Annotated in this window: 18 protein-coding genes; 11 read left to right on the forward strand and 7 right to left on the reverse strand. The window is 44.0% G+C overall.

The window, feature by feature from the left end:
• Positions 1-27: 27 nt before the first annotated feature.
• The 6 genes from ACXAD8_RS02740 to ACXAD8_RS02765 are packed head-to-tail and all read left to right on the forward strand — an operon-like array spanning position 28 to position 3,216.
• Positions 28-717 carry a hypothetical protein gene (locus ACXAD8_RS02740; protein WP_475224610.1) on the forward strand — a complete coding sequence of 230 codons (690 nt, stop codon included), beginning with the start codon at positions 28-30 and terminating at the stop codon, positions 715-717.
• 50 nt (positions 718-767) lie between these two features.
• Positions 768-1,196: a GFA family protein gene (locus ACXAD8_RS02745; RefSeq protein WP_475224612.1), complete on the forward strand. Its 429-nt coding sequence runs from the start codon at positions 768-770 to the stop codon at positions 1,194-1,196.
• A gap of 42 nt (positions 1,197-1,238) precedes the next feature.
• Complete coding sequence (locus ACXAD8_RS02750; protein ID WP_475224615.1) at positions 1,239-2,066, forward strand: alpha/beta hydrolase; 828 nt, start codon at positions 1,239-1,241, stop codon at positions 2,064-2,066.
• Positions 2,063-2,530: a nuclear transport factor 2 family protein gene (locus ACXAD8_RS02755; RefSeq protein WP_475224617.1), complete on the forward strand. Its 468-nt coding sequence runs from the start codon at positions 2,063-2,065 to the stop codon at positions 2,528-2,530. Before ACXAD8_RS02750 ends, ACXAD8_RS02755 begins: the two co-directional genes overlap by 4 nt.
• Positions 2,531-2,543: 13 nt before the next feature.
• Positions 2,544-2,957 (forward strand): GFA family protein, encoded by a 414-nt coding sequence (locus ACXAD8_RS02760; protein ID WP_475224620.1) that lies wholly within the window; start codon positions 2,544-2,546, stop codon positions 2,955-2,957.
• A 10-nt stretch (positions 2,958-2,967) separates the two neighbouring features.
• Positions 2,968-3,216, forward strand: a complete 249-nt coding sequence (locus ACXAD8_RS02765) for a YdeI/OmpD-associated family protein (RefSeq protein WP_475224622.1) — start codon at positions 2,968-2,970, stop codon at positions 3,214-3,216.
• 270 nt (positions 3,217-3,486) lie between these two features.
• On the opposite strand, the gene ACXAD8_RS02770 is transcribed toward ACXAD8_RS02765, so the two are convergent.
• The 5 genes from ACXAD8_RS02770 to ACXAD8_RS02790 all read right to left on the reverse strand — a co-directional run bounded on the left by ACXAD8_RS02770 (position 3,487) and on the right by ACXAD8_RS02790 (position 6,533).
• Positions 3,487-4,470, reverse strand: coding sequence for a transposase (locus ACXAD8_RS02770; protein WP_475224625.1), 984 nt, complete (start codon positions 4,468-4,470; stop codon positions 3,487-3,489).
• Positions 4,471-4,624: 154 nt separating this feature from the next.
• Positions 4,625-5,083, reverse strand: coding sequence for a hypothetical protein (locus ACXAD8_RS02775; protein WP_475224628.1), 459 nt, complete (start codon positions 5,081-5,083; stop codon positions 4,625-4,627).
• A gap of 96 nt (positions 5,084-5,179) precedes the next feature.
• Positions 5,180-6,025 carry a LysR family transcriptional regulator gene (locus ACXAD8_RS02780; protein ID WP_475224631.1) on the reverse strand — a complete coding sequence of 282 codons (846 nt, stop codon included), beginning with the start codon at positions 6,023-6,025 and terminating at the stop codon, positions 5,180-5,182.
• Between the two features lie 93 nt (positions 6,026-6,118).
• Positions 6,119-6,355: a hypothetical protein gene (locus ACXAD8_RS02785; RefSeq protein ID WP_475224633.1), complete on the reverse strand. Its 237-nt coding sequence runs from the start codon at positions 6,353-6,355 to the stop codon at positions 6,119-6,121.
• Positions 6,356-6,374: 19 nt separating this feature from the next.
• Entirely contained in the window at positions 6,375-6,533 is a 159-nt protein-coding gene (locus ACXAD8_RS02790) for a hypothetical protein (RefSeq protein WP_475224636.1), read from the reverse strand.
• 172 nt (positions 6,534-6,705) lie between these two features.
• Here ACXAD8_RS02790 and ACXAD8_RS02795 point away from each other — a divergent pair, with 172 nt between their 5' ends.
• From ACXAD8_RS02795 to ACXAD8_RS02815, 5 genes are all read left to right on the forward strand, one after another.
• On the forward strand, positions 6,706-8,160 hold the full coding sequence (locus ACXAD8_RS02795) for a RimK family protein (RefSeq protein ID WP_475224638.1): 1,455 nt from the start codon (positions 6,706-6,708) through the stop codon (positions 8,158-8,160).
• A gap of 8 nt (positions 8,161-8,168) precedes the next feature.
• The gene (locus ACXAD8_RS02800; RefSeq protein WP_475224640.1) at positions 8,169-9,287 is read left to right on the forward strand and encodes a peptidase C39 family protein; all 1,119 of its coding nucleotides are present in this window, start codon (positions 8,169-8,171) and stop codon (positions 9,285-9,287) included.
• A 134-nt stretch (positions 9,288-9,421) separates the two neighbouring features.
• Entirely contained in the window at positions 9,422-11,251 is a 1,830-nt protein-coding gene (locus ACXAD8_RS02805) for a serine/threonine protein kinase (protein ID WP_475224642.1), read from the forward strand.
• A 72-nt stretch (positions 11,252-11,323) separates the two neighbouring features.
• Complete coding sequence (locus ACXAD8_RS02810) at positions 11,324-12,184, forward strand: acyl-CoA thioesterase (RefSeq protein ID WP_475224645.1); 861 nt, start codon at positions 11,324-11,326, stop codon at positions 12,182-12,184.
• Positions 12,181-12,699, forward strand: a complete 519-nt coding sequence (locus ACXAD8_RS02815; RefSeq protein ID WP_475224647.1) for a gamma carbonic anhydrase family protein — start codon at positions 12,181-12,183, stop codon at positions 12,697-12,699. Before ACXAD8_RS02810 ends, ACXAD8_RS02815 begins: the two co-directional genes overlap by 4 nt.
• 225 nt (positions 12,700-12,924) lie before the next feature.
• On the opposite strand, the gene ACXAD8_RS02820 is transcribed toward ACXAD8_RS02815, so the two are convergent.
• Positions 12,925-15,882, reverse strand: a complete 2,958-nt coding sequence (locus ACXAD8_RS02820; protein WP_475224649.1) for a TonB-dependent receptor domain-containing protein — start codon at positions 15,880-15,882, stop codon at positions 12,925-12,927.
• An 810-nt stretch (positions 15,883-16,692) separates the two neighbouring features.
• A complete protein-coding gene (locus tag ACXAD8_RS02825) occupies positions 16,693-18,501 on the reverse strand; it encodes a cyanophycinase (protein ID WP_475224652.1) in 1,809 nt (602 codons plus the stop codon).
• Positions 18,502-18,521 lie beyond the last annotated feature (20 nt).

Here is an 18,521-nt window from a genome sequence, read left to right on the forward strand (position 1 = left end):
ACATTGTTGCTTTGCAATGGATGTGTAATGGACTGGTATGTATTTTTCGGAACTTTAAATTCGCTCCTGATAGTTGTTAGTGTTTATGGAATTTACGCACAGCTAAACACGGTTTGGCAACGCAAGAGCACTGCCAGGCTCAGAAGCGAAAGTACCTCATTATTATCGTTGAATCAGTTTACGGTAAGTTACTTGGCGTATCTGGCTTTTTTTATTTACGGCTTCTCTGTAGAGCCTTTTAATCACTATATTGTTTGGCCGCGATTAGTTGCCGCTGTTCTGGTACTCATGATTTTGTATGAAATATGGGTTGCTCGTAATACCCGATCATCAACCATGAGTTTCATTAGCTGCTCAGTCAGTTTAGTTGTGGCGCTTTTGGGTCTCCTGTCGGCTGGAACATTTGTTGATGAAGGGAAAGTTGTCTCTACTATGATGCTCTGTACCGTTTCTTTTTTATTGGCACAGGGATATTGGCATCAGATAAAACTGGTGATTGATTCAGGGCATACCGGGGCAATAAACCTGAAAATGAGTCAGTTTATTTTAGTTATGGACTTCTCAACCATCGCCTTCGCGCTGACAATGCCGGTAATAGAAAGTTGGCCGCTGATACTTTTAGCCACTACTAGTGCGATTACCAAACTCATCATTATCTATTTATTTGTCTGGGTTAAGATTAGCCCTGCAGCTGCGAAGAGACGCGTTAACCCATAAGCTGTAAATCTTTTAGCATATTGCGGCCTTTTGTAGTTAAACTATCGGCCATGAATAAAAATAATAATTCTGAAATCAAAGCAATCGGTTCTTGCAATTGTGGCAAGGTTAAATTTGAACTTCTTCAAGCTTTAACTGATGTTTTTGTATGTCATTGCTCAATTTGTCGTAAAGCAACCGGCAGTGGTGGTATCGCTGTGACAATCGTTCCCGATTCCTCATTCAGGGTTGTCAGCGGCAGCGACTCTATTCGTCAATGGACAAAGCCAAATCATGACTGGTTGTGTAATTTTTGCCAGCATTGTGGTTCACCACTGCCGGCTAAGAATGACGAGTTACATACTTATGTGCCGGTGAGTTTGCTGGACAGTGGCTATGACGAGTTGCAGGTTAAACATCATCTCTTCGTTGATAGCAAAGCTCCCTGGGAGTATATTGCTGGCCCGGGAAAGCAACATTTGCAAGCGTTTAAGCCCTAGTTTTAAAACAATAAAAAAACAATATAAAAGGAAAGAATAATAGTGAGATGGATTCTGGTGATAAGTTTTACTGTGCTTGCTTTTATTAGCCAGGCGGAAAATCAACAACCTTCGAAAACAAATAAAAGCTTTGAACTTCATTCAGACATTCTCAACGAGACTCGTAGCATAACCGTTTATTTTCCGGCTTCTTATAGTGTAGATACTGCCACAAAATATCCTGTAATTTACGTGTTAGACGGCGAGAGCAATGGCGCACTGGTGGCCGAAGTAAATCGAAGAATGGTAATCTCTGGTGGTGCTAAAGAGCAACTAGTGGTAGCCATTCATAGTACAGATCGCATTAGGGATTATTCTCCAACTGTGAATCGAGATCCCAGAGGCCCTATAGGCGCAGGAGGGGGCGGTGATAAATTTCTACAGTTTTTAAAAACTGAATTAATGCCAGCAATAAATGCGGATTACCGAACTAATACCTACAATGCCATTGCCGGACATTCTGTAGCGGGCCTCTTGGTGGTGCATAGTTTTCATGCTTACCCTGAGCTTTTTCAGGCGCATTTGGCGTTTAGTCCGGCTGTGTGGTGGGGAGCAAGAGAAACCTCTGTTGCTGCACAAGACTATATCGTTTCTGGCGAGGTTCAGCCCGGGTTTTTGTATCTCAATATTGGCAATGAAGCCGGTGAGATGAGAGATGTTTATAACCAGTTTGAAGCTGCAATTCGCAAGAACCGCCCGTTGGATTTGTCCCTGCTTTCAGAGTCATTTAACTATGACAGCCATGGTTTGACGTTTCCGGCGGGATTGTATAACGCGTTGCGGGGTATGTATCAGCATCAAGTTAGAATTGCCCAAGAGGATAAGTTATGAAAATGACTCAGATATGCCTGATTTTACTGAGTTTTATTACAGTGGGCACAAGCGCTGAGCCACTCTCTGAACAGGCGTTGATTACCAAAGCTCAAGCTTTTATTGCTGCTAAAAATGCCCGCCAGCAACCTGATTCTTCAGAAAAGGATATTGATCGCTTCATTGCATTGATTGCCGATGAGTTTGTGGATGAGCATGTCAAATTTAATGTTACTCTGACCGATAAAACAGAACTTAAAAATGGAATGCTGGCAAAACTAAGCGATGAAATTGAATTTAGCCACATGGAGATTTTGGATATGATGGTGGGACGCAATGTCGTTTTCGTTAAGTATAAAGAGCACGCGAAAGGGAAACCGGCACATCTGGAGCAGTTTATCGAATACTCCACGGTTAATTTACTTTCGCTGGAGTTTAATGAGAATGGGTTAGTAACCCATATTCGTCGTCATCATGGAATTTGAAACGGAAGAAAATATGTATCATGGTAGCTGCCTGTGTGGCGCAATTAAAATAGAACTTACAGGTAAGATTAGCGATATCATTCACTGTCACTGTTCATTGTGTCGTAAGAACAGTGGCACAGCTTATGCCACTAATGGTTTTATCAATACGGCAGACTTCAAAGTTATTGATGCTCAAAATAAAATGGCCAGTTATGAAGTTAAACCCGGTAAAAAACGCCATTTTTGTGGCCAGTGTGCTTCCCCGGTGTATAGCTCCAACGCCGATAATCCTGACAAGCTACGTTTGCGTTTGGGTATCTTAGATAGCGATATCAATGAGCGACCAGGCTCTCATAATTTTATGGGATCTAAAGCCAACTGGGATGATATGGATGCGCTGCTTCCGCGCTATGACGAATTTGAACCCGCCCGCAGCAAATCCTGACAGGTGTGATATGGATATTAAAGGCGGTGTTGTGCATGATGTATCTGACGAGCTGACAGCAATACTGAGCAGTAACACAGAATTGTTAGATAACTGGCAGGCGTTAACGCCTTTAGCTCGTAACGAGTGGCTGTGCTGGCTGGCAGATGCTAAAAAATCAGAAACAAAAATTAAACGCACTCAGCGCCTGGTAAATGACATCTTAGCCGGCAAAAAGCGCCCCTGTTGCTGGCCTGGATGCTCTCATCGCAATAAGTAAATTATTAATAAATTATTAAGACACCCAGCTTAGATTATCGAGACATCCAATCTAGTTTATCTAGACACCCAGCCTAAAAAGCCAATGGGATTTTGGTTTTCAGAGTTCATTGTTCTGATTGAGGTCTCTTCGTCACTCAGATTGATTACGGAAGGCCCGGGTTTAGCAATATTTGTGCTTTAAAATTGTGGATATGAAGAAGGTAAGAGAATTCGGGCGTGAGGTTGCCTTACTCTATAGTAATTGCGTATTAGGCTGCTAAGGTTTAACTCAGCCAAATAGTTGGATAGCGCTGTATCTATCCCTGAGACGTTTTAAATTGCGCCGATGTCCGTAGGTTTCCAAACAAGATTCACTACCAGCAGCATGATGAAAACAGTTTTCAAATTGAGTAGTGAGGTCCAGCCATTGTTCAGGCTTCAGATTTAGACGTTGCAGAATGTCAGGAACTGCTTCCTGAATAGATCCCTTTTTGTCATGCAGTATCACACGGCCGGTGATATCCACTAATTCCAGATAGTCTGTTAAGTGGAATGGCAAACTATGAGTTATTTGTTCTTTAAAGTTACCTGCTAAAGGTGTGAGGTATTTGGGATTTTTATCCGCTTTAGCGGCGTTGATTCGGTACTGAATACTAGTGTGGTTCGACTGTTCCGGAGTTCTAGCTATTCCGGCTCTGATGGGGTTTAAATCCACATAAGCCATGCAAGCGGTAAGAGCCGCTTCATCTAACAGCGCCTGAGATTTGAATCTTCCTTCCCAGAACCTACCAGTGCATTCATCTTCTTTGTTGGCTTCTCTGGCAATATATTCGTTTAGTGAGCGCATAAACCAGCTGATGTCGGTAAGTCGTTGTCGCCAAACTTCAACGGTTTCTTCTACAGTAAACAATTGAGATTCCCCCATTTGGTGACGTTGCCCTGGGTTCAGGTATTGGTGGCTTAACAGTGTGCCTCTATGCAATCGATGCCAGCGCTGAATAACTTCTTCGACTTCCCAGCTGTCTGATAAATCTTTATGAATATGAAGGACCAGGTGAGTGTGGTTGCTCATCACCGCATAAGCACAGACATCAATAGAGAAAATTTGAGATAAAAAGTGAATTCGGTCTTCAACCCATTGGCGACGGTGTTCATAGCTGTTGCCGGTTAACTTATCTTCACCGCATAAATAGGCCCTGCGCACGCAGCGGGAAACACAGTGGTAATAGGCGGTATCTTCAAGGCTGATTTGTGCCTTCCGGGCTTTTGGCATTAGGACTCCTCCTGAGTCTGAGCTTAGGAGTCTCCATTTTGCACAAAATTACGAACTTGAAAACTGTACTGAAGTACAGTTTTTGTGGCTGTCTGTATATCTTGTTTAATCGACTAAATGGCTGTCCAGAGTAAATTAAGATGGGTGTCCTGCATTAGTTCTGGTGGGATTGAAGTTGGTTCACGTAGTTAACAAAATCATCGGTGTAAAACTGACTTACCTGTTGCCAGCATTGAGCAAAATAGTCACGTTGCATGGTGGCTATCATGCGTCTTTCGTAGGCTTCCATTACTTGCTGAGAAATTCGACACTCTTTGTGTTTCAGGTATACCAGTTCATAGAGCTGGAAATTACGTCTGACAAACATTTCCACTCGCCACTTATCGGGTTGGCCGATGCTGGCTCCATTATCCAGTTTGTCGAGAATTTCAGGGAGCGACGAATTAATGTTGTCTTCAAACAAATGAATACTGCGTTCCAGCAACGCCTGAATCGAATTGTTGCGCACTTCTTTAGTATTTTGGCGTATCTGATAAGACAGGTATAGCAGGGTGATAACAACCGCGATACCGCCGACAAAGTCTCCAAAATTCCCCAGCATTTCAAAGTTCATGCAAGATTTAGCCACTGTGGTTGTGAGTTGTTTTCAGTGTAGCAAAAAAGGAACTTATTTGGCGATCTGCAGGCTCAGCAGGGCATCGTCCGGAGATTATTCACCGGATAAATAATCGATAACTTCCTGCATGCCCCGTTTGTTGGTGTCTGACAGGTAGTGGATATAGGTCTTAATCTCGATAGGAACCATTTCCAGGCGATGCATGTTGCCAGAAAATGAATCTGCAATCTTGTCAGGCAGGATCAGGCTTCCACCATTTTTCGCAAAATAGGACAAGGCCACCTGAATTGAGCCTGTTCGAAAGTTGGCCTGACGAGTTTTAGGGTACTGTTTTTCAATGGATTCGCTGGATTTTACCCCCCAGTCAATATGAATATATTGCTCCAACGCTTGCTCAATATCTTGCTGATGGCTGCTGTAAAGAGCCAAAGACGAAGTCAGGATACAATCGCTGACTACTTCATCAGATTTGATGGGTTCCAGGCTAAAAGCCAGGTCTATCAGGCGTTCGTGAAGCAGCCGGACCATGGATTCATTATTAATGACTTCTGCACGCACGGTCAGATCAGCAAATTGGTTTTGAATTCCCGGTAACTCATCCTGTAAATATAGCTCCCAAGCATTAGGAGTGCCAGATATAACAATATGCTGAATTTCCGTGTCTTTCAGAGAGCGTCTGGCTTCGCCCAGAGTGTGGCTCAGGTTTTCCGCAAAGGGCAGCAGCTTTTCGCCGGCCGGCGTTAATTTAATACTATTGCGCTGGCGCACAAAGAGCGCAGTATTGAAGTACTCTTCTAATTGCTTTATGCGGGCACTCACAGCTGATTGAGTTAAATATAAGTTTTCGGCGGCTTTGCCAAAATGCCGTGTTCTTGCCACTTCAATAAAGGTGTTTAAAAAGCGTATATCCATTGCATCAAACATCTCAAACCTTTTCATGCGTTGATACCTCGGATCGATAGAAATTACAAGTTGAACAAACAAAATGGGTGCCATTGACACCCATTTCACGAAGAATTTGGTATTAACTGCTTAGCTTTTAGGCAGTTGAGCTACAGGGGCGTACCCCTCGGCTTCCAGTTCTGCATTGACACATTGAAGCAGGTAGGCTGACAATAAGGCACTGCCAATACCCTCATCTGCAGCGATATCTTTACAGTAGCCAATGATTTCGTTTAACAGCTCTTTTGGTGATTTTTCTGACTCATTAGCGCTGGCGTTGGTTTGCACTGCCAGTAACGATGCGATTAACAACGTTTTAAATTTCATTTATTTTCCAGTTCAACAGTTAATTTTTTTCTTTACGCATTTTGCGTATTTTGGAACGACCGTCTTTACTTCTAATACGAGACAGACTTCTGTCTAGTAAATAGAGGTTCGTGTTGTTTTTACGGGTCCATTGTTCGTTTTCATCCGCAGAATCAAACGTCATCTTAGAAGTTGCCATTTTCCTCTCTGGTTAATTGTTGGCAACATTCATATTGATGCAAAATTAAGCGCTGTGGAAACGAATAAAATTGTTCGTAACGATAAAAAAATGTCGTTTTAAATCGGGTACCAGGCACTGTAAAAAGCGCCTGAATATTAATTTCACCACTAAACAAGGTAACTATTTAACAATGGCTAAGACCATCGTTGTCGCCGACGACATCAATCATTTACCCACACTGGATGCTACAGTTGTGGATTTCGCTCACTATCTGGCTGAGTTCCCTAAACTCAATGAAGGCAAAACACGGGTAATTAACCTGTGCAATACCGAGGCTTATTTGAGTCAGGGTTATCACTGTTCATTGCTGGCGGAAGCCAGACAGCACAAAGTTATGCCTTCTGTGAGTACCATTAATGATTTGGCTTATGTGGATAACAAAGCGGGGCGAGTAGTATTGACCTTACCACGTGGTTTGATCAAACCGCAGGAAGTGATCACCGATAAGCCCATTATGGTGTATTTCGGTTGGTGTGAAGAAGAGTCTGCGAGCCGTCTTGCTACATACCTATTTGTGAAGTTTCCAAGCCCAATCTTGCGAGTGTTACTTGATCAAAAAGATGGCCAGTGGCAAGTGGTGGTTCAGGATGTATATTTTCAGAATCTGAGCCAGCCGCAGCAACAATTGTTTTTTAAACAGTTGGACCTGTTTACCCGTAAGGTTTGGCGTAGTCAAAGTCGCAAGAAATACCGTTGGGACATGGCGATATTGGTGAATCCAAATGAAAAAACGCCGCCCAGTGACAAGGTAGCGCTGAGCAAATTTGTCAGAGCGGCTGAACAACATGGCATTCGTGCTGAACTGGTAACCCATGAGCAAATTGATTTATTGAACCGCTACGATGCCTTGTTCATTCGCGAAACTACGGCGATTCAGAATCATACCTATGCTTTGTCTCGCAGAGCAGAGCAGGAAGGCTTAGTGGTGATGGATGATCCGACGTCAATATTGCGCTGTTGCAACAAAGTGTTTTTACAAGACGCTTTTAGTTACAACAAAGTACCGGCACCGAAAACTCAGTTTGTCACTCGCTATGCGCCTGAGATTCTGAACCAACTGGAGCTGGACTTCGGTTATCCGATGGTACTCAAGCTGCCCGAAAGCTCGTTTTCTTTGGGCGTGTTTAAGGCCAAAGAGCGCAAAGAACTGGAAGAGTATTTATCTAAATTGTTGAAAGAATCGGCGCTGGTGCTGGTGCAGGAATATCTGTATACCGAATTCGATTGGCGGATTGGAGTGCTAAATGGACGGGCCTTGTACGCCTGTCGCTATCATATGGCACGCAATCACTGGCAAATATATAACCATGGTGCAAAACGTAGCACTTCAGGTGGTTTTGACACCATGCCCACCTTTGAAGTGCCCAAGATGGTGTTGGATGCTGCGATTAAGGCCTGTAGCTTTATTGGTAATAGTTTATATGGCGTGGATCTGAAACAAATTGAAGACAAAGTGTACGTAATTGAAGTGAATGACAACCCCAGTATTGAGAGTAAAGTGGAAGATAAATATTTGGGTGATGAGCTTTATATGCAGGTGATGCAGGAGTTTGCTGATCGTCTGGAAGCTAGGGGTAAAGAGTGAATACAGCAATGAAAATTGTTGCACCAACAGAACTGATTCAGGAAGCCAAAAGCTCCGATATTCAGGCTCTGGTGGAATTGGAAAACCAGTGTTTTGCTACTGATCGATTGAGTAAAAGGCAGTTTCAGCACTGGTTAAAAGCGAAGAACAGAGTGTTCCTGTTGGCTAAGTCTGAGCAGGACGAGTTGTTAGGTTACGGCCTGGTTATTATGCGTAAAGGAACGCGCCTGGCGCGCCTGTATTCCATTGCGCTCAGTCAGTCGGCTCGCGGTACAGGGTTATCTGGTCGATTACTCACCGCACTGGAGCAAAGCTCGGTGGAAATGGGCAAGTTCTTTATGCGACTGGAAGTGGCAAACACTAATGAAGCGGCAATCAACCTATACCGCAAGCAAGGTTACAAGGTGTTTGGCGTTTACCAAAAGTATTATGAAGATGAGTCTGACGCGCTGCGTATGCAAAAGTCTATTCGACAGGCATACAGTGCGAAAGCGACCAAAGCATTTCCCTGGTATCAACAAACCACAGAATTTACCTGTGGTCCTTCGGCGCTGATGATGGCAATGGCTTCAATGGAGCCAAAATTTAAGTTGTCACAACTCACCGAGTTGGACATCTGGCGGGAAGCCACCACGATTTTTATGACTTCAGGCCACGGTGGCTGTCATCCCTTAGGGTTAGCATTGGCCGCTGTAAAACGTGGTTTTGAAGCCAGAGTTTATATGAATCAGGAAATTCCACTGTTCACTGATGGCGTCAGAAACGAAAATAACAAACGCATTTTAAACTCGGTTGAAGAGCAGTTTCTTCGTCAGGCCAGACAAGCCAATATTGAAGTTTGTCAGGCAGAACTGTCCCAGCAGGATATTGCTGAAGTCTATCTGCAAGGGGGACGGGTATTGTGCCTGATCAGTACCTATCAGTTTAATGGCAACAAAGTACCACACTGGGTGACAGTAACTGGTATCGATGAGCAATGTTTGTATCTGCACGATCCAGACCTGGATGACGAAAAAGAACAGGCCATTGATTGTCAGCATATTCCCATCGCGCTGGAAGATTTTGCTCAGTTGTCTCGCTACGGTAAGGCCAGGCTGCGCACCGCAGTAGTGCTATTGCCACGCTGAGATTAAATTTCCATTAACGACATTAAAAGCCCGGCTACACTTGCGTTGCCGGGTCTAAATTGGTTGATGCAATCTGCGCTTTGGCTTACCTTGTAGCCTCCGTTAATTCTGAACCGGTTTTAATTGCGCGATACATGACCACCTCCAACTTAAAACACTTTTACATTCCTGAAGAACAATCCATTTACTTGTTATCCCATCAGGATGCGCAAAAGTTAAAAGACTGGTTGCAGCTTTGCAAAGAACAACTACAACTGCTCGGTTATGACAACATTGAGCTTATTGGCAAGGGCGCATTTGGTTTTGCCTTTGCGGGGATCTCACCCGAAGGGCAGCAACTGGTTTTCAAGTTTTCTCGCGCCAATTTACCCCAGCATGTTCAGGACCGTCTCGAAGAAGAAGCCTTCATGCTCAACCATGTAGAGCATCCCAATGTGCCGCCGCTGGTTGAATTTCAGCGCGTAGGCAAACAGGCGATTTTGGTGATGGAGCGGGCAATGGGGCTGGATTTAGAGCAATTGAGTCTGCGAGAAGGGCCGCTTGCGATTCCGACTCTGATTAATATTGCTTTGCAAATGACCGACATACTAAACAGTTTGCGAGCGTTCAAACATCAGGGGCAAGATAAACCCATTGTTCATGGTGATATCAAACCATCAAATATCGTGTACAACCCAGAAAATGGCGATGTCGGTTTAATTGACTGGGGCTCTTCGGTGTTTGCTCAGGTGGATGCCAGCGGACAGTATGTCAGCAATAATGTCATGGATTTAATGTCTGGTGATTTACAGCAAACTAATGCCAGATTAGGTGATGTGTATTTTATCGGCGAAGAGCAACTAAACGGAGAGTTGTCTTCTCCCAGATTTGATGAGCAGGGACTCGCCAGTACCTTATATGCTTTGGCTTCAGGGCAGTCTTGTCGCTTTGGCAAGCGCGTTATAACCCCTAATTCTGTCGGTCTGCCAAAGGAAATGGCGAATACCCTGACAGCCATGTTAAGTGATGATGTGCAATTGAAGCGGGAAGCCGGAGATTATTTCTTACGCAACATGCATTACATGGCCAATCTGGTATTTGGTGATCCCAAAATCACCCCTGAACAGGCAGCAATCCCCTGTTGGCATCATGAAGATCAAAAAGAAATTGATACCGTAGTTTATAGCTCCCGAAAATCATTTCTTCGGGAAGAAGGGGACAGCAGTGAATTGCGGTATCTCAATGATGCACAGTTTGAGCGATACTATAAAAACTATATGCAGGGCATGGGCGAAAACGAAAAGGCCTTCGTCAGCGCAGTGTCTCGATTAGGAAAATTTCCGGTGCTGGGCGGCATTGTGGTGCGCTGGCAAGCGGATGGAGTCTATATTGATTCTTCATTAAATATTAATCGCCCGGCGTTGTTACCGTCTTTTATTGCTTCGGTCAACAATGTTGTGCGTTTGGCAAGGGCGATACATCGGGTGGGTATTTTTAAAAGTTGTATGTTTAATGCCAGAGATACCTTGCACGTTGAGCGAACATCGGTAGAACAACCCTTTAACCCGGCACCGGATGACATCATTTTTTATGAAAAAAGTTTAATTTCGGCATTGGAAGAAGAGGGAAGAACCCATAGTTACTTTGAGGATGGTGATGATCCAGACGAGTTATTGCGCTTACCCGAATCCATGCTTGCTGTGATTAAACGCTTAAACAACATCCACCATACTGGTTGCATTATATTCGAAGCACTGACACTGCACCTTAAGGTACACAGCTACTACAAGCTACTTGATCACAGCAAGGAAAACGAGTTTCGTGAGTGTTTACAGCAAATCGTCGCATTAATACCGGAAATTAAGGGCGAGGGTATCTCGGGATTTATGAAGTTACCCTATAAAGATACCCGGTTTTTTGAACATCACGATCATTTACCTGATAAATTTTACCCAAAGGATCCCAGAGGAAATCGAAATCATTAATGGTGAAATAATTGAACCGCTTTCAATTAGGTTTCTGAATGGGATTCAGTAAAAGGAATGTTAAAGTACCAGATGAATAAGTTACCCAAAATCAATGAGTTATTAAGCCCTGAAAAAGTAGAAGACAACTTTTTCTTATTTCCAAGTTGGGATTTAGGGTTCAGAGCATTATACGGTGGCCAGGTTATGGCTCAGGCTTTGAGTGCCGCTCAGCAAACCGTAGATGCGCCATTTTACGTACATTCGTTACATTGCTATTTTTTGTTACCAGGCGACGCAAAACTGCCGGTGTTTTGTCAGGTCGAGCGGGTCAGAGATGGTCGTAGTTTTGCCACACGCCGCGTTAAAGCCATTCAGAAAGGCAATATCATCTTTGACTGTATGTGTTCGTTTCAAACATCAGAAGACGGGTTCACCCACCAGGCGCCAGTGATGCCAACGGTACCCGGACCGGAAACCCTCGATAATGATATTGATAAATATGAATCCGATAAAATGCAGGTGTCGGAAAGGTTAAAAACGGCTATCCCATTTCACAAACCCATTGAGATCCGCACTGTCAAATCTGATGAGGAGAGCGCGCAACAGTTTGTCTGGATGAGGCTCAGAGAAAATCATGTGGTTGAGGACAAACTGGCATTTCATCAGCGTGCTTTATGTTATGCCTCCGATTATTACTTTTTGATGAGCGCAGTGCGTAAGCACGGTTTATCGTTGTCGGACAAGAACCTGCGCTTAGCCACAATTGACCACGCTATCTGGTTTCATCGCAGTTTTGATTTTAATGATTGGGTATTATACGTTTCGGAAAGCCCAAGTAGTGCCGGCGGCAGAGCCTATGTACGAGGACAAATCTTTTCCAGAGATGGTGAACTGATTGCCTCTGCCACACAGGAAGGGCTTTTACGACTAAAACAGGAGAGCAGCAATTGATTTATTCTTTAGGTGAATTATCGGTATCACAACATGACACCGTTTTTGTGGCACCAGGCGCCCACGTTATTGGCAATGTTGAGCTGCAAGAAAACAGCAGTGTTTGGTTTAACGCTGTGATAAGAGGCGACTGTGACAAGATCACTGTCGGTAAAGATAGCAATATTCAGGATGGCAGTGTTTTGCACACGGACGAAGGTGTTCCTTTGACGATTGGTGAAGGGGTTACTGTGGGACACAAAGTAATGCTGCACGGGTGCACAATAGGCGATTATTCTTTAATCGGCATCAATGCAGTGGTGCTCAATGGCGCTAAAATCGGTAAGCACTGTGTTATTGGTGCCAATGCACTGATTACCGAAGGTATGGAAATTCCCGATGGTTCATTGGTGGTGGGTTCACCCGGTAAAGTGATTAAGTCGCTATCTGATAAACAACGTGCACAGCTGGAACTTTCAGCGGCTCACTATGTGCAAAATGCTCAGCGTTTTAAAACACAGTTAAAAGCTGTGTAAGCAGGCTTTACTGGCTTCTGTCAGTATATTCGGCGTAGTCGTTGGAATGAATTCCAACCTACAAGTCGCTGAGTGCATTATTGTTGTTGATATTCAAGGGGATTGGTAGATCTGACTTGCCGATATTGTAGGAACAAAAGCCAGCCAGACAGAGAACTTTGGTTAATTTTGAACAGCTTTAAATGCAGGCGCCTGCAATGATTTGCGAGGCGCCTTTTTTATGTTTTAAAAGAAGTGAGTGTATGAAATACGGTAAGTTGTACCGTAGGCATTGTGGTTGATGGTATCGAAACCGCGGCTTGAGCCGTAAACCACAGGCGGATTGCGGTCAAACAGGTTATCTATATTCAGCTTGATAGTGGCATTCTTAAGAATGATACCAAAGCGGGCATCAACGGTGGTCCATGAGGAAACATCGCGACTGCTATCAGCATCGGCAAGCACACCCATAGCCACTAACTCATCAATCTCTCGGCTGCGCATCCCTTCGATATCGTCTTCATAGCCGTCGACATAACGCACGGAAACACCGCCGTAATAGTCATCGTTGCCCCAAAGTACGGACAGGTTGGCGATATTTTCTGGATAGCGGTAAGTGCCGATTAACTCTTCTTTTTCATCTGAGCCAGGTTTATTGCGCTCGAAACCCAAATAGTGTGTCCAGTCAAAATCAAATGACAGGGTACCATTCCACAAATCCATATCATGTGCGACATCCAGGTCCAAACCTGATACATCCTGGGTACCAGTGTTATCTAAGAGAATAACGTGGTCGCGGAATAATGGCAGGCCATTGTCTCGCGCTAAACCAGATTCATTCCACTTGGTCAAAATAGTGCGAATGTCATCCAGGCTTAAACCGTCCTGAGAGATATCTAAACCATTAACTCTGAATTCTTCTGTACATAGATCAGGATCAAATGATATCCCAACGTCACCAGGAGCTATTACACCACAGTGTCTCAATGAGGCATCTTGCAATGCTTCAGCCATTACACCTGTCATATTGGTATCCACAATCTTTTCGTGTTCAAATTTCCAATAATCAAGGGTGATTGTCGTGTCATCGCTCGGACTCCATGCGAATCCTAAGCTCATTGAATCAGACTCTTCGGCCTGCAAATTTGGGTTACCCAGCTCCAGAGTGTTTGGACTGGACTCGAAACCCTCGCCATCACAATAAAACTCGGATACCAGTGAGTTTGCAGCACAATCATAGGTTGAAGTAGTGGTTCTGAGCTCAATACCGGCTTGAGTTAATGAAGGTGCACGGAAAGAAGATGCAAAACTACCGCGTAAAATTAACTCATCAGTTGGACGCCAGGAAATACCTACTTTTGGATTGAAGGTACTGCCAAAGTCATCGTAGTGATCATATCTTCCGGCAAGTTGTACATCCACGGTTTCGTGAACAGGAATATGTAACTCAGCAAAGGCGCCATATTGTGTTCTGTCAGCTTTTGCCAGACTGGAACCAAAACCAAATACGTCCACCAGGAAATCATTGTCAAAATTAGCTCTGGAGTTATCTGACGGAATATCTTCCAGATCTTCTTTGCGATACTCAACGCCAAAAGCGGCGCGAATATAGTCATCACCAAATTCCATCAACTCGCCATTAAAGCGCGCATCTATACCGAAAACTGAACTTTTACCGTCACGGGTAGGGCGCTCTTGCGCAACCGCTAAAATTGAATCGTTATTGGCATCATTGATTAGAAAGGGATTAAAGGCTCCCAATAAATTGCCACTGCCGCAACTGAGAGTGTCAGAATCATAGTCATAGTTGGCAATACTGCCATCGGAGCATAACTCACCGTGAACCGCTGCATTGTACTTGTATCTGTTGTAGATACCGGAAATGGCTTCCTGTTCGGACTCAGACTCTGAGTAGGTTACAGCTGCCTCCCATTGCCAGTCACCGATTTCACCAGCTAGTGAAGATACCAGGCGGAATGACTGGGTTTCATTTTCTATGGTACGTGGATCCTGAAAACGGGCATCATAACGAAAGCCATATAAGTCCTGTCCTGCCTGAGTTGTAAAGGGGTCGTCCCAAATGATGTCATACGGACTGGAAACACCTTGCCAGGCTTGCAAATCTTCTTCTGAATAAATATCCAGGGCGCTGAACGGTGCCCAGGGACCTTCTTCATCGAATTCGTCATTGATTGGCGCTGGTGTCGAAACTGCTACAGACTTGGAACGGCTGAAGAAGAAGTCGGTGTTCCATTGCATATCACCAATATCCAGGCTGTATATCGCGCCGACTGATTGAGATTCTAATTCAGAATCTAACAAGACATCGCCATTGGCGTAGTAAGCACAGATATCTTCGCCGTACTCCGTTTCTGTAGTGGGATACGGACAGTCTGGGTTGGCAAGCTCATTGTCATCTCTGGATGAGAAATAATAGATGTTAGGATAAGGTAATTTAGGTAAATATGAGTAGCTGTTAGCTAGCAGTGGTTCGGCAGAAAAAGGTCTGTCGGTGGCTTCAAAAGCATTTTTATCGTACAGGTCGGCAAATAAGGTCAGGTTTCCATCACCAACACTGCCACCCCAAACAATATTTACACTCTTTTTAGATTCATCAGAGCTTTCAACGCTGTCTTCAAACGAGATGTTAAATTCGGCACCCTGGTAGTCTTTTTTCAGGATATAGTTGATAACCCCGGCAACGGCATCGGCACCGTAAATGGCTGAAGCACCCGTAGCCAAGACTTCAATACTTTCGATAGCGGCTAAAGGAATGCTGTTAACATCAACGAAGTTTTCAGTGCCTGCAGCGAATGAGCTGGGTGCGACACGGCGACCGTTGATCAGCGTTAAGGTCGAAGACGGACCTAAACCTCTCAACGATGCCGCGGCTTGACCGGCTGGAGTTGAATTGGAAGTACTTCCAGATTCTGTGGTGCTGAAGGTACCACTACCGCCACGGGTTTGCCCCAGATTTTGCAACAACTCAAATACAGAGTTGGCACCGGACTGCGCGATATCTTCCGCGCTGATGATTTGTAAAGGTTGAGTACCTTCTAAATCGACGCCTCGAATATTGGAGCCGGTAACCTGAATGCGCTCGACGGCTTTCTCTTCATTGGTATTGGTTTCTTGGGCAATGGCTGCGGCCACCGGTGTCAGGGCACAGGTAAGCCCCAAAAGCATATGCAATGTTTTGTTCATGATCGAAGTTCCTACAACAGCGAAGTTGCTTAAATATTTTTATTACTGATTTTTAACCAAGGATTGGCCGTTTCACCGAAAGCGACGTACCAAAAAAGAAAGGTTGTGGCCTACTCGTCAAACCACTCTGACAAGTACCACGGTGTGTAGGTATATTGAGATAACGAAACTGCTTTTTTCAACATAAGATTGTTGTTAATTGCTACTCAAAAATTAATTCAATCAATCCCAGACGTCCTGAGATGAGTATTTGCTATTTAAATAAATACCGTAAATTTTGCTTTTGGTAAATAGCCTGTTAACAAAAAATTTTGATTTTGCTTTGTTGCGGTTGAATAGCTATGTGCGTGGGGTAAATAATTCTTTGACTAATCGCTTTTTAAGAACATAAATCCGACTAATTATGCAAAAACCTGAATGTTGACGTTTTGTTAATTAAAAACAGGCAATGTAATTGGTTGGGTAGATTAATATACCGATATGAGTTGCTGATACGCTTTCTGCTGCAAAAAACTCGGGCTTAAAACGAAAAATGCCCAGATGAAAACATCTGGGCTAGGGGAATGGCTCCTAAGAGCCGTGCGCTAACTAAAATTTGTTACCGTTAGACAACCAAAGGTTGTTAAAAACTAACCGGAGGAATATTAGTGTAGCGCAAAGTCCGGCCAATAATAAAGTTATAATTCAAAAAAACTTTTTATATTTTATTTCAAGCACCTAAACCACAATCTGATTAAGTTATGCACAACTATTGCTCGTTTATTAACAAGTTTTTCCACTGGGTTGGATAAAATGTGTACAACCCGTGTGTTAGTTTTCGACACCAAACAACAAATTAGTGAAACTGCAGCCATCGGTACTGAATGCCTCCACACGGTTAAAAATGGTATCCTCACTCGGATTTACCAGCCAGGCAATGTCATCTATTGTCCAGCGATGGAACTGTTGTGTGCCACAATTTAGTGCTATCTGCCGACGAAATTCACCTTGCTGAATGATTGGCAGCAGGATTTTGTTATTCAAAATAACGCTGTTTGTTGCTGGCTGAAACTCAAATTGATTAGTGGTCGGGTTAAGCTCCGCAGATTCCCCATGTCTCAAGTAGTGGCTTAAACCAATAATCTGGTGTTTGCCTGCCTGAGCTTTAAAGATGGCATTTTGCATATCGGCGATAAAGACTCCATGCTCTCCAATTACCTTAAGCTGAACCTTGTTATTAAGGGCACTGGCTAATAAAGCGCTGTTTTCATCTATGCCAAAACCAAAGCGGGTTTTGGTAAATGCCGCTAACATGGCTAATCTTCCATGTCGGTCTCGCTCAGAAAAATGGGTGTCGATAATGCCTGCATTAAACAAACCCAGGCCTCCTTGTGGAACGTATGTGAGGTCATCTTCTAAAAGTCCATTTGGGCAATTTTGATCTTTCTCACAGCCAAACGGCGCTGGTTTTAACGCAAAAGCCCCCCTTATTAAGGCCACATCTGAGCGACCGCCTGTGATCATGGGGACAGGGCGTCCCTGATAAACGCCTCCGGTTAATACTGCCGCCCCTGCACTGGTTCCCGCGACGAAAAGCTGATCGCTGTCAACTTTGTCTTTGATAATGTCACCTACAGTTTTGCCATCCTCGAAAACTAAACTCAGGCTGTTAAGTGTGCGCATTTGGTCACCGCCGTTAATAAACAGGCCATGCGCATTGTTTAACAGTGCTCTGATAAGGTGGGTGTCCTGGCAAGCTTTGGCTTGTAATGCGAAGCTGTTTTTGTGTATGCGCTCACGGTCGTACAATTGGTGGCTTGCTTGTTGCTCAGCTAAGCGCTCACAGCTTTGACCTTTATTCGCCAATGAAGCGAGACTTTGATCTAGCGGGAGCCAATTTACTACCACCTGTCTATCGGATAAAGCGTTGGCGGCCGCCTGTTCGAGTACCGATTGATAGAAGCTGATGGCTGCAAAATGATCTCTTGCCGAGGCTGTCGCAAACAACAGATTTACCGTTTTACCTTGATCTTGTTTAGCAGCTGCTTGTTTTGCAAAGGTTTCAAATATCGATTTGCTTGCCATGTTCTCCGTGGCGCTAAACTTAACTATTTCCGGAGAATCGCTGGCTATTTCAGTAAAATCCAAAATGGCGTAGTACAAGGCATTGGGAAGATTGCTAAACAAGCTTGCAGCATCGAAGTCAGAACTGGCCTGAGCGAAGGCTTGTCTGATTGCTCGAGTGCTGTCCAACTGAACCGGATTTGCATAAAAATACTCAAATACCGTATTTAATTGCAGTTTTGTGGTTTCAGGCAGATGAGAAAATGCCTCGACAGATAGCACATTCACCAAAGTTTCCCTTGCCAGGTAGTACTTTGCTGATGTTTCTGCTGAATCCTCAAAAGTGCCATCAAGACAGTGTTGTTTTGACTCTGAACTACAGGCTTTTAAACCGCCTCCAATTATCAATAATTGATAGGAATTTTCTTTAATATCAATATTTTGCTCTGGTTCTTGGGAAAGGTTTTGTTGTCCAAATGTAAATGCAGAGATTGAGTAAGCCAGTAAAAAATAGAATATTGTTCCAGGGTAAATTAAATTCATGTCATCCGATAATTGTGTCAAATAGGTTGACATTGAACCCGATTCTCAGTACC

Source organism: Planctobacterium sp. AWH2_060, assembly GCF_056158425.1.

Bases quoted from the DNA above. Each gene is read 5' to 3' on its own strand.
- ACXAD8_RS02740 (WP_475224610.1), top strand. From the start codon at position 28: ATGGACTGGTATGTATTTTTCGGAACTTTAAATTCGCTCCTGATAGTT.
- ACXAD8_RS02745 (WP_475224612.1), top strand. From the start codon at position 768: ATGAATAAAAATAATAATTCTGAAATCAAAGCAATCGGTTCTTGCAAT.
- ACXAD8_RS02755 (WP_475224617.1), top strand. From the start codon at position 2,063: ATGAAAATGACTCAGATATGCCTGATTTTACTGAGTTTTATTACAGTG.
- ACXAD8_RS02760 (WP_475224620.1), top strand. From the start codon at position 2,544: ATGTATCATGGTAGCTGCCTGTGTGGCGCAATTAAAATAGAACTTACA.
- ACXAD8_RS02765 (WP_475224622.1), top strand. From the start codon at position 2,968: ATGGATATTAAAGGCGGTGTTGTGCATGATGTATCTGACGAGCTGACA.
- ACXAD8_RS02770 (WP_475224625.1), bottom strand. From the start codon at position 4,470: ATGCCAAAAGCCCGGAAGGCACAAATCAGCCTTGAAGATACCGCCTAT.
- ACXAD8_RS02775 (WP_475224628.1), bottom strand. From the start codon at position 5,083: ATGAACTTTGAAATGCTGGGGAATTTTGGAGACTTTGTCGGCGGTATC.
- ACXAD8_RS02780 (WP_475224631.1), bottom strand. From the start codon at position 6,025: ATGAAAAGGTTTGAGATGTTTGATGCAATGGATATACGCTTTTTAAAC.
- ACXAD8_RS02785 (WP_475224633.1), bottom strand. From the start codon at position 6,355: ATGAAATTTAAAACGTTGTTAATCGCATCGTTACTGGCAGTGCAAACC.
- ACXAD8_RS02790 (WP_475224636.1), bottom strand. From the start codon at position 6,533: ATGGCAACTTCTAAGATGACGTTTGATTCTGCGGATGAAAACGAACAA.
- ACXAD8_RS02795 (WP_475224638.1), top strand. From the start codon at position 6,706: ATGGCTAAGACCATCGTTGTCGCCGACGACATCAATCATTTACCCACA.
- ACXAD8_RS02800 (WP_475224640.1), top strand. From the start codon at position 8,169: ATGAAAATTGTTGCACCAACAGAACTGATTCAGGAAGCCAAAAGCTCC.
- ACXAD8_RS02805 (WP_475224642.1), top strand. From the start codon at position 9,422: ATGACCACCTCCAACTTAAAACACTTTTACATTCCTGAAGAACAATCC.
- ACXAD8_RS02810 (WP_475224645.1), top strand. From the start codon at position 11,324: ATGAATAAGTTACCCAAAATCAATGAGTTATTAAGCCCTGAAAAAGTA.
- ACXAD8_RS02820 (WP_475224649.1), bottom strand. From the start codon at position 15,882: ATGAACAAAACATTGCATATGCTTTTGGGGCTTACCTGTGCCCTGACA.
- ACXAD8_RS02825 (WP_475224652.1), bottom strand. From the start codon at position 18,501: ATGTCAACCTATTTGACACAATTATCGGATGACATGAATTTAATTTAC.